This is a genomic window from Microcoleus sp. AT3-D2 (genome assembly GCF_036705715.1).
Lineage (GTDB): Bacteria > Cyanobacteriota > Cyanobacteriia > Cyanobacteriales > Microcoleaceae > Microcoleus.
The window spans coordinates 26219-41575 of record NZ_JAUBVE010000012.1; the positions used below are offsets into that span (position 1 = coordinate 26219).

General features: G+C 45.8%; 11 protein-coding genes. 4 read left to right on the forward strand and 7 right to left on the reverse strand.

Going from position 1 to position 15357, the window contains the following annotated elements; genetic code table 11:
* Window positions 1-188 precede the first annotated feature (188 nt).
* From QUB44_RS07675 to QUB44_RS07685, 3 genes are all read right to left on the reverse strand, one after another.
* The gene (locus tag QUB44_RS07675) at window positions 189-1079 is read right to left on the reverse strand and encodes a glycosyltransferase (RefSeq protein ID WP_333365022.1); all 891 of its coding nucleotides are present in this window, start codon (window positions 1077-1079) and stop codon (window positions 189-191) included.
* Window positions 1080-1094: 15 nt separating this feature from the next.
* On the reverse strand, window positions 1095-3455 hold the full coding sequence (locus QUB44_RS07680) for a hypothetical protein (protein ID WP_333365025.1): 2361 nt from the start codon (window positions 3453-3455) through the stop codon (window positions 1095-1097).
* A gap of 74 nt (window positions 3456-3529) precedes the next feature.
* On the reverse strand, window positions 3530-5326 hold the full coding sequence (locus QUB44_RS07685) for a peptidoglycan DD-metalloendopeptidase family protein (RefSeq protein WP_333365028.1): 1797 nt from the start codon (window positions 5324-5326) through the stop codon (window positions 3530-3532).
* A 569-nt stretch (window positions 5327-5895) separates the two neighbouring features.
* Between QUB44_RS07685 and pgeF the strand changes: the two genes are divergently transcribed.
* Both pgeF and QUB44_RS07695 read left to right on the forward strand, forming a co-directional pair.
* Entirely contained in the window at window positions 5896-6774 is an 879-nt protein-coding gene (gene pgeF / locus QUB44_RS07690; RefSeq protein ID WP_333365030.1) for a peptidoglycan editing factor PgeF, read from the forward strand.
* Between the two features lie 243 nt (window positions 6775-7017).
* On the forward strand, window positions 7018-7629 hold the full coding sequence (locus QUB44_RS07695) for a CPP1-like family protein (protein ID WP_190663744.1): 612 nt from the start codon (window positions 7018-7020) through the stop codon (window positions 7627-7629).
* A gap of 153 nt (window positions 7630-7782) precedes the next feature.
* Here QUB44_RS07695 and QUB44_RS07700 read toward each other — a convergent pair whose 3' ends face one another.
* Complete coding sequence (locus tag QUB44_RS07700; protein ID WP_333365033.1) at window positions 7783-8469, reverse strand: HAD family hydrolase; 687 nt, start codon at window positions 8467-8469, stop codon at window positions 7783-7785.
* A gap of 496 nt (window positions 8470-8965) precedes the next feature.
* Between QUB44_RS07700 and QUB44_RS07705 the strand changes: the two genes are divergently transcribed.
* Window positions 8966-11095, forward strand: coding sequence for a diguanylate cyclase domain-containing protein (locus QUB44_RS07705; RefSeq protein ID WP_333365037.1), 2130 nt, complete (start codon window positions 8966-8968; stop codon window positions 11093-11095).
* A complete protein-coding gene (locus QUB44_RS07710) occupies window positions 11076-11609 on the forward strand; it encodes a GNAT family N-acetyltransferase (RefSeq protein ID WP_333365041.1) in 534 nt (177 codons plus the stop codon). Before QUB44_RS07705 ends, QUB44_RS07710 begins: the two co-directional genes overlap by 20 nt.
* Window positions 11610-11629: 20 nt before the next feature.
* On the opposite strand, the gene hppD is transcribed toward QUB44_RS07710, so the two are convergent.
* The 3 genes from hppD to QUB44_RS07725 all read right to left on the reverse strand — a co-directional run bounded on the left by hppD (window position 11630) and on the right by QUB44_RS07725 (window position 15352).
* A complete protein-coding gene (gene hppD / locus QUB44_RS07715; RefSeq protein ID WP_333365044.1) occupies window positions 11630-12691 on the reverse strand; it encodes a 4-hydroxyphenylpyruvate dioxygenase in 1062 nt (353 codons plus the stop codon).
* Between the two features lie 366 nt (window positions 12692-13057).
* Window positions 13058-13765 (reverse strand): SDR family oxidoreductase, encoded by a 708-nt coding sequence (locus QUB44_RS07720; RefSeq protein WP_333365047.1) that lies wholly within the window; start codon window positions 13763-13765, stop codon window positions 13058-13060.
* 177 nt (window positions 13766-13942) lie between these two features.
* Entirely contained in the window at window positions 13943-15352 is a 1410-nt protein-coding gene (locus QUB44_RS07725) for an NYN domain-containing protein (RefSeq protein WP_333365050.1), read from the reverse strand.
* Window positions 15353-15357: the final 5 nt, after the last annotated feature.

The following is a 15357-nucleotide window of genomic DNA, read 5'->3' on the forward strand; positions in this document are numbered from 1 at the left end:
ATCATCAAACTCGGTGGTTGAAACCGCTACTATACAAACGAAGTCCGCCTCTGCGGACTAAAGAATAAATTTGTCGGGTGCGTCAGCAGCGGAATTATTATATCAATAATTGTTCAAAGCAGACGCACCCCACTAACTCTTAATTCTCTCTGTGATCTCTGCGCTCTCTGCGGTTCAATAATCAAACTCTATTCCTCAACAAAATTGTTTTTCTCCCAAAACAACCCCGCAGCAATCCCCACCTGAGAAACTAAAAACAAGGCAGCAATTAATAGCTTTTGAAAGCCCGGTGCGTGGAAAAATGGATAAGTTAGCAAATTCAAATAAAATGACGGATGTTGTAGTTTCCCATTAACCCCGCGTTTCGAGATCATTTGCTGAAACAAAAAAGCACCTCTACCATAATTGAATTGCTGTTTCCAAAATTTGCGAAGAGTTAGTGCGTGTGAGTGATAAACTATAACTTCGGGAGCGTAAATTGCGGCATTGCCCGAATGCAACCACCGATCGCAAAATTCCCGGTCTTCTCCAGCAGCTAGAGAAAAACTCGTGTCAAAGCCGCCGATTTTTTGGAAAGCCTCAGCGGGAAGGGCAAAATTGTTAGAAGTGAAAAATTGCGCGCGATCGCCAATAGCATTATAGTAACTGTAAAGGTAATCGATCAGTTGCTGGCTGGCAGTAGAATAAATGTTATCCGGCAGCGCGTTTACAGTTCGACCTCCGATTAAGCAATCTGGTGTTTCCACAAATCGCTTTTCCAGATTTTGCAGCCAATCTACCCCCACAGTACAGTCATCGTCTGTAAACACTAAAAATTTGCCTTCTGCAGCAAAAGAGCCAGTATTTCGCGCCGTTGCAGGGCCGGAGTTGGGTTGTGTCAGAAGAGTGATATTTAGCTGATTTTGAAAAGGCGAAATTGTATTTTCTACAGAGATTTCGGTGCTATCGTTGACGACGATAACTTGAAATTTATCGCGCGGATATTCAATTTCAACAAAAGACTGAATACACGCCGCTAATTTATCGGGGCGATTGTAGGTCGGAACAATAATTGAAAATAGAGTTTTAGCTTGGTTCATGGTAACTAATAACTTTTAATTTTTCAAGCGATATAGCACCGACTCAGTATTAAAATCTTTCCCGAAAACTGGTTGCAGCGGGCCCTGGGCACTTGTCAGCCAAGATAAAGCTTTTCTGGTAGCTGCGTTTGTCTCAGTCAGGGGCCCTAATCCCACAGTCCTAATTTTATTTTGCCGCAGGTTGTCAATCCATTCCGAAAGTCGATCGGTTCTAAATGGTACATATAAAACTTGTCTGTCCAAATTTCTCCCGTAAAACAGGTAGCTGCGCGAACTTAAAAAGAAGCCTATTCTTTCATCTGGTACTGTATTTTTATCAATATATTCGTAAATACCACGATACAGTTCGGTGCGTGCAAAATCTCGCTTTTCCCTCCAATGACCAATTACTATCAATCCTATACAGACACCAATTATCACTAGGTAAATCGATTTTTTTCGGGTAGGAAACAGATGATTCAGCCATCCGAATCCCGGATTTATTTTCAACCATATCGCAGCCAGAGTCAGTGACACAAGATAAAATATCGGATATGGTAATATATATTGCCAACTGGGGCGTAATATTGCTCCGATAGTATTAATACCTTCTATGGGGCTAGACTTCAAATTGTCAATCAACAAACTCCCCCAAACAATACTATCTCCGGTGAAAGAAGCATTTTTAATATAATCAAAAATTTGGTTGCTAGTAATTCCGAACAAACCACTAACCAAAACCACTGCCAGAACAACTTGATTTTGAGTTTTCAAGAGAGTTGCTGTAGCTGCTGCGGCGATGGCGAGTACGCTTAAAAAGGGAAATCCGTATCTGAGGTTAAAACCGAGTATAGGGCTGAGTTGACCGATCGACTCTCCGACAGTACCGGACGTGTAAGGTGTAATTAGATACAGAATTCCTGTGCTGGCGAGAAGTATTATTAAAATAATATTATTTTGATTAATTATTCTGGTTTTACCCTGGATAAAAGCTAGAGGCGCTGCCAATACCTGAAGCGCGATCGCCAGAAAGGGCAGTTGCAATCTAATGATAATTTGTAAGCCGACAGTTTGCCAGTGGGAAATATTGCTGGGATTAAATTGAGCTGCTAAAGTGCTTTGCCAAATCTTTAGAAGTGGCGAAGCGGGCGGCTGCTGTACTGGAGGTATGGGAGACGGTAAAGGAACAGGCTCTAAGGGAATTTTAATATCGCCGACTTCGGCGACAGGATAATTGATTTGCAGCAAGTTTCTCGCATACCAAAAACCTCCTAACAGCAAGCAACAAGCTATGCCGCACAGCAAGACTGGTTTGATAAAGTGGCGAATTCTAAATTTAGCTGATGTGGATTTTTTATTAACCGCGAATCTTTTAATTTCTAATATTGCTAATCCTCCTAAAAGTGAGGCAGCATAGACTATCCCAGTGATTTTTATTCCGGCTAGCATTCCTGTGGCTGCCAAAAATAGGGAAAGTTCGGATTGCGATCGGCTGCTATGATAGGATAAACCTAGATACAAACCCACTGTAAATATTGCAGCTAGCGGTAAGTCTGGGTGAATGGTATTAACTTGGTTGAGCATCATCGGTACTGTCAATACTAAAGAGGCTGCTGCCATACCGTGAATTCGAGATGCTCCAAATTTTACGCTTAATAGATAGACAGCAATTCCTTCAAGTACCCAAGCAATTAGCATGGGAAAAGCTGCTAGAAAATCTTCTCCGAAGGGAAGCACACACAAAGCAGATAAAACGTGCCAATTGTAGGGATATACTCGGGCTTGTTCTTGCTCGAAAATCCAATTTCCGGCGGCATCTAATAATGTAAATGAATGGGTTTGATACCATCGGGCGATCGCGGGTAAGTGAAACCACAATGAGTCATAATTGGTTGTGGGTTTGCTTGCGAGAGTGTCCAACAGCAAAAATCCTGCAACAGCGGTGGCAACAATAATTAGGCGTTCGGATGGGCCCAAAGGTTGCTTGAGTTGGGGAATCGGCCAGCGCGAGAAGGTAAAAGTTTTGTGGTTTTTGGTATAAATCAGGATGAAGCCGATCGCACAAATGAGAATTTCTGCTATAATCACCGCAGTAATATTTAGTCGATCTGCACTTCCTAAAATCAAGCCGATACAAACTTGTGCAATACTCCACCCTGTCAGGATCACAAGGAGAAAATGGGGAAATGAATAGTTATTGTTTTCTTTCTGATTCTCGGTCGCCAGAGACAAGCTTAAGGGAATCGGCCCGACTACAATAATCAGAAATAAAATTAATTCCCACAAATGCTGCGCTATTAGCATAAGCTGCAAGTTACCATTTTTTATCAGTTTTTCATCATTACCGGAAAGAGCCTGGTAACGATGAAAAGCAACGAGTTCGCGTACTGGTTGCACAAAACATTAATTTTCTTGTGGAGTGCGCTTTTCGACTGTTCCACAAGAAAATTAATCTAGGCAATTCCCAATTTTTACCTGTTAGCTTGCTTCTGAATTTTGGGTTTGACGGCTTCGGCATCTTTGGGCTTAGAAGTATCAGCTTTTAAGAATTCCGGGAATGGCGGCTGGAGGTTGTGAACTTCGATGTCCATTCCCAACGGCAGAGGTGGAAGCTGGGGCAGATCGTTTTCCCAATCCTTGAGTGAGCTAGCGGTTTGTATTTCCACCATTTTCGGCATTTGCGGTACTTTGGCGGTTTCCAAACTGCCGATCATTTTTGCCAGAGCGAATTCTAGCTGAGAACCCGGGTCGATCGCCACCCAACCCTGGTCAGTCATTTGCCGAACCTCGAAGTGAAGGTGAGGCCCTGTAGACATTCCCGTACTGCCGACGCGGCCGATCGTCTCTCCCTGTTTCACGAATTCTCCCGGTTTCACAAACAGTTCCGAAAGGTGGGCGTAGAGAGTTTCCTGAGACTTTTTGTTGTGGTTGAGAACCACTGTCAAACCGTAACCGCCCAACCAATCGGCGATCGCCACTTGACCCGCATAGGCTGCCAGTACGGGCGTTCCCATCGGGGCTCCCAAGTCAGTTCCGGTGTGAAACCTGCCGTAGCCCAGAACCGGATGAGTCCGCCACCCAAACGGCGAAGTAATTGCCGAAGCAATAGATAGCGGAAACAGCAAGCTTTTGTTGCCATTTCCAGGGAGGCCTGGGGGACGCGGCGTGAGATTGTAGTAAGCAAAACCGCTATCGCTGCCGCTGCTGACACTAACCGCACCGACTTGAACCGGCCCGAGTCCCATGCTGGGCGCTGGAGCGCCGCCGCCGTAAGATGCAGATCCGGCATAATACCCAGCGTCTGCGGAGTATCCAGTGTTAGCCGAGTAGCCGATGTTAGTCGAGTATCCAGTATCTGCGGAGTATCCAGTGTCTGCAGAGTATCCAGCGTTAGCCGAGTAGCGCGGGGGTGCGTAAGCAGATTCCGGTGGGTTTGAACCTCTCCAAACCTGGCTGCCTATTTGTTGAACGGCTTGACCGAGTTTACTGACAGGATTTCCGCTACTATTTCCTGCCACAGTTCCCCGAACCTCGCCCGGAAGGCTTTCTGGCCGATTTCGAGGAGGAGGGGCTGCAATATAACCGTTGTCTGCGATCGGAGGTTCCTCTCTGTAGTTGGGTTCTCCGGCATCTGCCCTCACCGGCTCGGAAACAGGAGGAGGCGCGCACAAACCGTCACCTCCTTCGCAGCCGGTCGATCGTTCTGCAAACTCTATTCTGGTTGGCGGTTCGTACTCTTGGTACTCTTCGTACTGGGTGGTAGCGCCAACACTGTAGTCTGTTTGGTCGATTTCAGCGTGGGCTGGGTTAACTGGCGCTTCAAAAGGCGGCTCCTGGGCCGTCGCTTCTGGCAGGGGAATCAGCGCAGGCTCCGGCAGATAATATTGCGTGGGAGGTGGTTCGCTGGCGTACTCCGGCTCCCAGGCCGGTTCAGGATCGAAAGGCTCGGACGGTGGAACTTCTGCCTGCGGTTCAGGGTATGGTTCTGGTTCCACTTGGCTGTATGCGGGTTCCGGGGGCGGTAGAGGAGCTTCAAATAATGGCTGGAGGTCTGCTGCGCCGGGGACGGCTTGTTCTGCTGGCGGAGTTTCGGCTTGGGCCAAAACTAAGCCTTTGCTGAGCAGTCCCAGACTGGCAAGACAACCCAGTCCCACCAGCAGTGAGCGATCAGACAAAAGGCGCGATCGACTCCGGGCGCCTGTAGGGTTCTTTTTTTGCTGTTTGGTTTTCAAATGGGCTGTTATTTGCTTGTCTGGAACTGGTTTCACGATTTTTTTTCCCAACTCAACAGGGGGCACAAGGATCTCGAAGTCAGGATCGAATGTATGGCAATCCTTGTCTTTATATACAGGCCTAACTGATTTTACCGGGCTTGAGGCAATTTTTTTTGCACATAGAACAAGCTCAAATGCCTTACGCATTCACTTGCGATCAATATCCGGTTTTTTTGATCCTGATGGCACTTGCGTAAAAGTGTCTTAGGGCCACACTGATGATAGCGCTTTGGCGTTCGTCTATGTTAATTAGTTGCCTATATTTGTCAGATTCTGCAAAATTTCGGCGCAGTCGATCGTCCTGAGATAGTGCACCATTCTCAATAATCTTTTCAGGGCGGGATCTCCTGCCCAACCCCTACTCCCCACAATAAAATCTACTCTTTGTGGAACAGGCCGGAAAGCCTGTTAAGCGAGAATGGTGCAAGATGTGAGTCGTCCTAAAACCGCCGACTCATCGCGATTTTTTCCTGAAAGCTGGCCCTGCCTTTAAACTTCGCGGACAAAATTTTTGATTGTTTAGAATACAAGCTAAATGATTCGCTTGGGTAAGGATAGGTTTCATGACTGTAGCTGGCGATCGCTTGACAAATTTTCCTGACTCTGAGTGCGTCAGAGAGCCTGACGGTATCAGTTGGGACTGGCAGAGTTCTGAAGGCTTGCCCTATCTGACTTGCAGCTTGCTTTCTCGCTGGTCTCACGGCTTTTTTACTCGCGATTTCTCGCCCCAGGGGCCGATCGATCTGACGGAAGTTCTCGAACCTGGAGCTAAGGTTTACCGACTCCAACAGGTACACGGCAATGCGGTACTCAAAACGAGTGAGTTGTCCCCGGTTGTGGCTGCGGGCCCGGAAACCGCTGCCCCAAGCTATGCTGAGGCTGATGGCTTGGTTGCCGAGCGAGAACTGGAGGCGCTGTGGGTTTGCTCGGCTGACTGTGTGCCGGTGCTGATTGCTGACGATCGCACGGGACTCGTTGCAGCAGTTCACGCGGGTTGGCGCGGGACTGCTGCTAAGATATTACCAGAGGCGATCGCTCAACTTGTGGCACAAGGCAGTCAACTAGAAAATCTGAAGATTGCTATGGGGCCGGCGATCGCTGGAGAGGTTTACCAGGTATCTGTGGAAGTAGCAGCGGAACTGGGAGCCACCATTGCTCCTAAGAGTGCCGTTAGTGCGACAGCCGACGGCATTCTAGAGTTTTTGCATCAACTGCCGGAAACGCCTGTCTTAGCCGATCCAGAACCAGGAAAAGTACGCTTGGATGTTCGCCTCTGCAATGCTTTGCAATTGCAGCAGTTGGGAATCGATGTTTCTCAAGTGGCGATCGCTCCTTTCTGTACTTATTCTGACTCGGCTCGCTTTTTTTCCTACCGCCGCGATCAACTTAAAAAAGTCCAGTGGTCTGGAATTGTGAGCGCCTGCAGGACAAGTCCCTTCTGAGGGCATTTGGCAGAAGGTAAAATTTTAGACGGCCAAGATAAAAATAAAAATCTTTGGATTCATTATTTTTTATTTACGAATGCCAAATGCCTTCTAGTTTCTATTTTCGTAAGGTTTGCTGGTTCCTGTTTTAAAGCACCAAAAACTAGCAGGAAAACTTTTGGGAAAGCGGCAGAGCTCCCGCCCCGCTTTCCTCTCTTGTTAAGATTGCTCTATAACGAGAGTCTTCAGCGGGTTATTACCATGAGTGAGCCAACTCCCTATCAACTTCTTGAAGTCGATGAAGATGCTTCCTTTGATGAAGTGCAAGAGGCCCGCACGCGCCTAGCTGAGCAGTACAGCGGTGACAAGAAACGTTTGGAATTGCTCGAAGCAGCTTACGATGCGATCCTTATGGATCGCCTGCGGCAGCGACAGGAAGGGAAAATTAAAGTACCCGAACGCATCCGCTTTCCCGAACGGCTGACTCCCCCACCCCCAAGCTTTACTCCCTCTCCTCCTAGTGGCAGCCCAGCTTGGTTGCAGCGGCTGATCGATACTCCTAGTCGATCGGACATTTTGTGGCCGGCTGGGGTGTATGTGGGGTTAGGCGGACTGAGTATTTATCCGGCGGCTAATGATGGTTTACTACAGTTGACTCTGGCTCTTGGGGTCGGCTCTTGTCTTTATTTTGTTAATCGCAAGGAACAAAAATTTGGTCGCGCCGTGCTGCTGACTGTGGCTGGCTTGGTTATAGGCTTGTTGCTGGGAGGATTTTTGGGTTCTTTGGTCAGTCCGGCATTTATAACAACAGAGAAATTTATCGCTTTGTTTACGTTTTTAATTCTGTGGCTGGTCAGCGGTTTTCTGCGATAGTCAGCAGTCATTAGTCAGCAGTTATTAGTCAGCAGTCATTAGTCAGAATTCATTAGTCAGCAACCAACAACTAATAACTGTGAAATCAAGACCTCTGACAAATAACATCAGCTAACAATTAATGACTAATGACTAATGACTAATGACTAATAACTAATTTTTGCCACCTAAAATAATTTCCACTGCTTCACTCAAATTGTTGGCAATTAAATCCGGTTGGTGCATTTCTAGTTGGGTACGATCGCGAATTCCGCACAAAACACCAATTACCTTGACACCGTGCGTTTTAGCTGCTACAATATCTGCCTCCGTATCCCCAACCATCCAAACGTCAGAAGCCGGCGGCAGTTCGGCGAGAGCTCTTGCCATTAACAGGGGCTTATCTTTGATATCCCCAGTTTTGACGTAATCGTTGGCGAGGCAATAGCAGCGGTTTTCCGGGAAAAATTGCCCTAAATTGCAGCGGTTGAAGGCTTCGTCTAGTTCCCTGACGCGGCGCATGGTCATCACCGCTAAGTCTACTCCAGCGCGCTGCACCTTTTCGAGAGTCTCCAGAGCGGTGGGAACTGGTCGATCATAAATCATGTAGGGTAGGGTGTGGACGGTTTGACGGCGTTTCTGGGCAAAATCGCGGGCTTGATCTGCATCTAATCCTGAGAGGATGGCGATTTCGGTTTCGGGTACCCGCGCGCGCTTCATGTCCCAAAACTCTGCCTTGGGGAGTTCGCGCACTGGTTGCCCCTCACGTTGAGTCTCGGCGAGACAATGCTGGTAAACTCGGTAGTAGCGATCGGACACGTCCATGATCGGGCCGTCAAAGTCGGTAATAAGTCTCAGCATTTAGCAGAGTATTTTTAAGCTTTTATACAAATCCTTCGATAATATATCATTTAAAGGTAACACTTTGTTTACAAAAATTGACACAAATACCCAGGGGAGGTAAGGTCTATAGGAATGGTGCTAATTAAAGCAAACATTTCAATTAAACTGTGCTGTTCCTCAACTTGAGCGGTTGTCAGCCATATCGGGGAATTTAAAATTAAAATGTGCCGGACAAATAGTGTAAACCGCTACATATTGTTCATAAATCTCAACCTCAATCGAGGCTGATTTTGACTGCGCTTTCTCAAAAAAAGTTGGTTCAATTACTATTTGGCACCATTTTTAAAATAAGCAAAAAACTGCTTGGAGAATCCAAAGTGTAATGTTTGCATAAATTAGCCAGCGATAACAGGTGATGACATCTGCCCGTATAAAAATTCCGATGATAAATCGCCGCCAAACAACAACTAACTTTACCGGCTAACCTTTGAGAGAGATGCTCTACAATAACAAGATGCTTTCAACATTAACTGTAGAGAGCAGCCCCAGAAGTATTAATATTCTTCTTTATAAGCTGTTATCCTTACGCAGGATGGAATACCTCGCAGTCGATCGGGAACTTAAGATTAAAGAAATATCTTTGAAAGTGCAAGATTTTGCCTACATTCATGAAGAAGTAGCCGAAGGAAAAGACGTGCGCGATAGTTTTCCTGAACTGATTGGAATTGAAGGAATCCTTGAAGATATTATTGAAGAACGAGAACAAGACTTTCAGTTAAAATCAATTAACCGAGTTCTCAAAGACGGATCTTATTTGTATCTAAATTTGTACATATTTGGTTATAAGGGACAAGCCAATGCTGACAGATTGATTATTTTATGCGAAGATGTGACAGATAGCATTGCAGCTCAGAAAATCATGGTTCAGGCTGTCAACGAAAACAGTATGAAAGTCGATTACTTAGCGGCGACTGGCGATTACATTGACAAAATTATTAATTCCCTAGGTGATGTTTTGTTCGTAACAGGAACATCGGGAAAAATCAAAAAAGTGAATCAAGCTGCACAGCAATTATTTGGATACACCGAATCGGAATTAATCGGCCAATCCCTATCCATGATTACGGCTGAGGAGGAATTGTTACGAAAAGTCAGCCAGCTACCTCCTGCACTTAAAAGCCAATATTGGCCTCAAGTAAAAGTAGCTTGCCAAACGAAAATAGGTTTAAATCTGATTGTTGCATTTTCATGCTCTACTTTCGAGACAATCACAGGAAGCCCGGATGAAGATAGCGAGGTTATACAAGATTTTGTTTATATCGGCAAAGACATTACCAAGCAACAACGCATAAAAAAGTGTCAAGAAGCACAGTATGCTGTGACTCATATCCTGTCAGAATCAACTTCTCTAGATAGCGCAACTCCGAAAATTTTGCAAGCTATTTGCCAAAGTTTTGGGTGGGATTTTGGCGAACTTTGGACGCCTGCAGAGGCGGAGAAAGAAACTAGATTGGGTGAGGAAATACAATCTGAAACAGATCCGCTTTGGTGCCTGCCGCTCTGCTGTCCGATCGAGGAAATTCCTTGTTGGCGGCGGGTGGCTGTTTGGCAGGCAGCGGAGGAAGTTAGGGAGTTTGCCGAAAACGATCAGCAGATTACTTTGGCTGCGGGTGAGGGTTTGCCGGGAGCGGTTTCCAGAAGCGGTTCTACGCAGTGGATTACTGATCTTGTGGGCGATCCCACTTTCGTGCGATCGCGCTTGGCCGAGGAAGCAGGACTGCGATCGGGATTCGGTTTCCCCATTCACGCTAGGAGCCAAGTTGTAGGAGTAATGACTTTTTTTTGCCGGAAAGAACTGCCACCGGATCAAGATTTACTTCAGATCATAGCTGTGGTAAGTTCTCAATTAGGAGAATTTGTTAAGCGCAAATATGCAGAGCAAGAATTGCAAGAAGCTGAAGCTTCAATCCGATTTTTGTACGAACAAGAAAAACGGCAAAGCGAAGAATTAGCTCTGCAAAATTTAGCTTTAGAACAAGCCAAATTAGAATTACAAGCAGCTAACATGGAATTGCAGCGGCTCGCTTCGGTGGATGGATTGACTCAAATTCCCAACCGTCGCTGTTTTGACAAAAAATTGGAGTTAGAATGGCAGTTGATGGAGCGAGAAAAAGAGTCGCTGTCTTTAATTTTGTGCGATATAGATTTTTTCAAACTTTACAACGATCATTACGGGCATCAAGGAGGCGACGAATGTTTAAAACAAGTAGCCCAGATTTTAGCTAGCAACGCTCAGCGGGCAGGAGATTTAGCCGCCCGCTACGGCGGCGAAGAATTTGCGGTAATTTTGTCGCGAACTGATGTGCAAGGAGCAATGCGGGTAGCTGAATCAATTCGCAGTGATTTGAAAGCTGCGGCAATTCTTCACGCTGCTTCCAAGGTAAGTGAGTTGATAACTCTCAGTATGGGGATCGCTACTACTGTACCTGCTGCTGGTTTCTCGATCGAGGAGTTGATTGGACAGGCCGATCGAGCGCTGTATCGAGCTAAACTAGAAGGGCGCGATCGTATAGTGGCCCTAGACTTGAAAATAGAATTTCAGGGCCCGAAAGGAGTATGTTCTGATGATTGTGAGAGAAGCTAAAATCGCTGACGCACCTGCAATCGCACGGGTGAATCTAGATACTTGGCGGACAGCTTACCGAAAAATTGTACCGCCAGATTACTTCGCGCAACTGTCCTATGAAAAAGCAGAAAGCCGTTGGCAGGAAATCCTGGCAAACGTCAAAAATACTGGGGTTTTTGTCTGCGTTGCTGAGAATGATTCGGGGCAAATTGTGGGTTTTGCTGCGGGTGGTGGCGAGCGCACGGGCAAATATGTATATAAAGGAGAATTATTTGCCATCTATATTTTGGAGGAATATCAGCGTCAAGGAATCGGACGGCAACTCGTGAGAACAGTTGCCACAAAATTGGCAGAATTAAGTTTGAACTCGATGCTAGTTTGGGTACTAGGAGACAATTCAGCCTATAGGTTTTATGAATTCTTAGGAGGTGAAAAAGTAGACGAACAGCAAACAACTAGAGCCGGAGTTGCACTCAAAGAAATTGCCTACGGTTGGAAAGATATCGCAGTGCTGATTAACACGCCTTTATGACCTCAAAAGTGGAAGTTTTGTCAATCATCTATCAAACTTCCTCTCTTCATTTGTTCGCGTTCAATTGCCTCAAACAAAGCTCGAAAATTCCCCGCCCCAAAACCTCCAGCTTGCACCTGTTTGCCGTTAACTAAACTAACTCGGCGCTCAATAATCTCGAAAAAGAAAGTCGGTTCGGCAAAAATTGGCTGGGTAAAGATTTGCAGCAGCATCGCTGCGGGAGTATCTTCTTGCCAATCTGCCAAAACTTGACAAGCTGCAATTGCTGGCCAATCTGCGGGCAAATAGTTTTGCCGCTGCTGCAATTCGGAGTAGTATGTTGGAGGAACCGGCAGAAAAGGCAAACCGCACGATCGCAAATCGGCAACAACCCCCACAATATTATTAGTTTGCAAAGCCATGTGCTGAATTCCCGGCCCCCGATTTGCGCTCAAAAACTCTTGAATTTGAGAATTAGCTGATGCCGGTTCATTAATCGGGAATTGCACCCCACCTTCAGCGTGCACCATAACTTGGCTCCGCAAAGCCGATTTCTCAGTCTGAATGTCAAAATTTTGCTGCGGTTGAAAACCTAATATTTTTTGATACCAACTCACAGCACTTGACAAATCGCCCGATTCCACATTTAACACTACGTGGTCAATCCGAGTAAACAACGGCAGCTTATCCGAAGCCGATAGCAGTGAATGGCTGCCAATGCGCTCCACGAGAGTATGGGTTAAATCTCCCCAGCCCGCGATTTTGGCCCGCTTAAAATAGCCTGCTGCGTTTAGGTCTTCTTGAATCGGTTCCAGGATTTTAGCGCCTTGTGCAGCCGCTCTAGCTATCGCTAATTCGATATTTTTTACCCGAAAGCCTACATCGGCAATCCCTGGAGGATGAAACTTCAACCAACTAGCAGCGGGACTAGCGGGTGTCAGGGGCGAAGATAAAATAAAACAAACATTGCCGCTGCTGACAGCTTCAGTGTGAGTATGGCTATTGGCATAACCTGCTATTGATTGAAATCCTAACTTGCCGACAAACCAGTCGCGGGATACTTTAGCGTTTTCAACGTAAAATTGAATGCGATCGAACTCCATAATCAATAATTGAAAATGGAAACTGAAAAATGGAAAATCTGCTGATTTTCAAGGCGAAACTGCAAGGGAGAGACTGAGTAAGGGATATTTTTCATACTTTTTATTGCGCGCCCACTTAATAATAACCTAAAGATTGAATATCCTAGCTCCCTCTGAAGGTAGAAATAAGTCGGCACTTAAAAGAAACCCCGTGTCTGCGATAACTTGGATTTGGCCGCGAGGTCTTCATCAAGCGGTAAGGTTTGCCGAGGCGCACCCTACATAATTAGGTTGCGGGCCAGTTCTCAAACTTAAAGATGTCATAATTTTTCGGGCTTTGGGCTTCCGCTGCCGAATCCCGAATGCCTTCAAATCACTCCTCAATCGCTAAAAGAACAAATGACTTTCCGGCTGAATATTAATCTCCATCGGCACAGCTTGCGGGTCAGCCGAAAGAGCAAACATAATCGCATTTGCAGCAGTTTCGGTACTCAGCATTTTTGACCTGTCTACCTTCAAACTCACATTATCCCAAAACGGAGAATCCACGCCGCCAAAATAGAATAGCGTAAACTTAATGCCGTAGCGTCGCAGCTCATCTGCCATGCACTTGCTGAAACCAACTACCCCAAACTTTGAAGCGCAATAAGCCGTTCCCATCGCCATCGAATGCTTGCCCAAAATCCCGATGACGTTGCAAATGTGGCCGGATTTGCGCTCTTTCATCACATTCGCCGCTGCTTGAGACGTGTAAAAACTGCCTTTTAAGTTCAAGTCAAGCATTGCATCTAAATCAGCGGGTTCTAACTTGTTCCACTGCTTGAGAATTCCGGCACCGGCGGCGTTTACGAGGGCATCAATTTGTCCGAAATGTTCCACAGCTTTGTGCATCAGCGTCTCGACTTGCGGCAAATTGGTGATATCTGTGGGTACGCACAGTACCTCTGTTGCTGAAAGTTCGCTAGCTAAAGCGTCTAATTTACTGGTGTCTCTGGCGGCGAGCACTAGCCTCGCACCCGCATCAGCGAGTTGGCGGGCCACTGCTGAACCGATGCCGCCAGTCGCACCCACCACAACCACAACTTTGTCGTGCATATCCCTTTACATTTCTTTACGTCCAGATTGGATGATAACTCAAGTTGCTAGTAATGGCGATGCTTATAGCGGTTCTCAGATAAATGAGGTATACAAAAACCCTGTATTGTCAAGCTTTCCAGGTCAAAATTCGTACCTCACCTTTTTGAGAAAGGCTATATATATTTTAATTTTTAATTAATTGAGGGAAACTTGCCAGCCTTTTTCGGCTTTTTTTAGCTGGAGAGAAGCGCAGGATTGCAAAAATTTAGTAAATTTCCTACCGAGATTAAAATCTTTAATTATTTGGGTAATTTGTTTGCCGTATTGTCGGTGAAATTCGCTGCCTACATTGGAGAGAAATACAGAATTTTCAGGAGAGTTGCCTGTTAAGTCGCCAACGATTTTGACAAGAGCTCTTTCCAAGTCTTCCAGAGAATTAATATCTGTCAAGCTGGCAGGTGCTGCCTGATGGTTATTCAGATTTTCTTGGCTAAGTATTGGCGGTGGGGGCGACAGTTTGACTTCAAAAAGAGTGACATAAGTTTGAGAAGTTTCTGAGGGTTTGTGGAGGACAAAATCGGTGGGATATTTAAGAAAGATATCGCGGGTTTTAGTGCCCAACAAATGATGGGCAACAACTTGATTGAGGACTAAACCGTAATTCTCCCTAAATAAAGCTGAAACAGTAGAAAGTTTTATCCACTGAGTTGAGGTGCGTTTTTGCTCTTTTTTGATTAATTCTTTTAGCTGAATAACTAATTGTTCTAGGGGTGTAATTTCCGGTATAGTTACAAGGGAATGGGTTTCAACTTGTCCAGTTTTGCTGTTTAAAACTATGATTTTATCTATTTGTTTGCGGACTTGAAATACGGTTAATCCGTGGGCTTGCAGTGTATTGCTGAGGTGGGTGAGGGCGCGATCGGACGAACAGACAAAAATCTCTTTGGCTGTGGGATAATGTACGAAAATCGATGCGCCGACTGTAGCCATTTTTAAGTCGGCGCTGTCTTTGCCGGGGGGGACGTGAATTAGTTGATAGCCGCGCTGGTGAAATTCGGCATCTTTTTTGCCCATGCTGCGCCAGTTGGCAAAGGCAACTTTGATTTGGATGGGATAGTGGCAAATTCCCTCTAGGAATTTTTCGGTTTCGATGTTGAGTTGCAAGTTTTCGACATCTAGCAGCAAGATAGCAATGCCGAGAGGAAGCGGGGCTGGTTGATTGGCTGTTGGAGTTGGAGGTTCTAACGAAACTGAGTTTTGTGATTTAGCTGGTGCTGTTTGAGATTGGGCTACCTGCTGAATTTTGGCAAATAATTTGCTGAATTGAGGTGAATTAACGAATTCTGGAACCAGCAGAATTTGTAGGTATTTTTTCGCAGTCAGCAGCAGGGAATCTGTATCGCTGGCTACTGTGAAACTTTTTGTCAATTTTCCAATCAAAACTGACTGAAAATCAGGTTTTGCCCAGGGGGTTTTCCTGTATTTTTCAGCTATCCATTCGGGATGCTTTTCCTGAATGGTAATTAGGGTTTGAGCTATATAGCGACTGATGGCGCTGAATGCGAGAGATTCTTGAGTCGCCAGCAAGGGAGTTCGATCGGGCATGACCC

Coding starts and splice junctions, on each gene's coding strand:
- QUB44_RS07675 (WP_333365022.1), bottom strand. CDS start 1,079: ATGAACCAAGCTAAAACTCTATTTTCAATTATTGTTCCGACCTACAAT.
- pgeF (WP_333365030.1), top strand. CDS start 5,896: ATGACTGTAGCTGGCGATCGCTTGACAAATTTTCCTGACTCTGAGTGC.
- QUB44_RS07695 (WP_190663744.1), top strand. CDS start 7,018: ATGAGTGAGCCAACTCCCTATCAACTTCTTGAAGTCGATGAAGATGCT.
- QUB44_RS07700 (WP_333365033.1), bottom strand. CDS start 8,469: ATGCTGAGACTTATTACCGACTTTGACGGCCCGATCATGGACGTGTCC.
- QUB44_RS07705 (WP_333365037.1), top strand. CDS start 8,966: ATGCTTTCAACATTAACTGTAGAGAGCAGCCCCAGAAGTATTAATATT.
- QUB44_RS07710 (WP_333365041.1), top strand. CDS start 11,076: ATGATTGTGAGAGAAGCTAAAATCGCTGACGCACCTGCAATCGCACGG.
- hppD (WP_333365044.1), bottom strand. CDS start 12,691: ATGGAGTTCGATCGCATTCAATTTTACGTTGAAAACGCTAAAGTATCC.
- QUB44_RS07720 (WP_333365047.1), bottom strand. CDS start 13,765: ATGCACGACAAAGTTGTGGTTGTGGTGGGTGCGACTGGCGGCATCGGT.
- QUB44_RS07725 (WP_333365050.1), bottom strand. CDS start 15,352: ATGCCCGATCGAACTCCCTTGCTGGCGACTCAAGAATCTCTCGCATTC.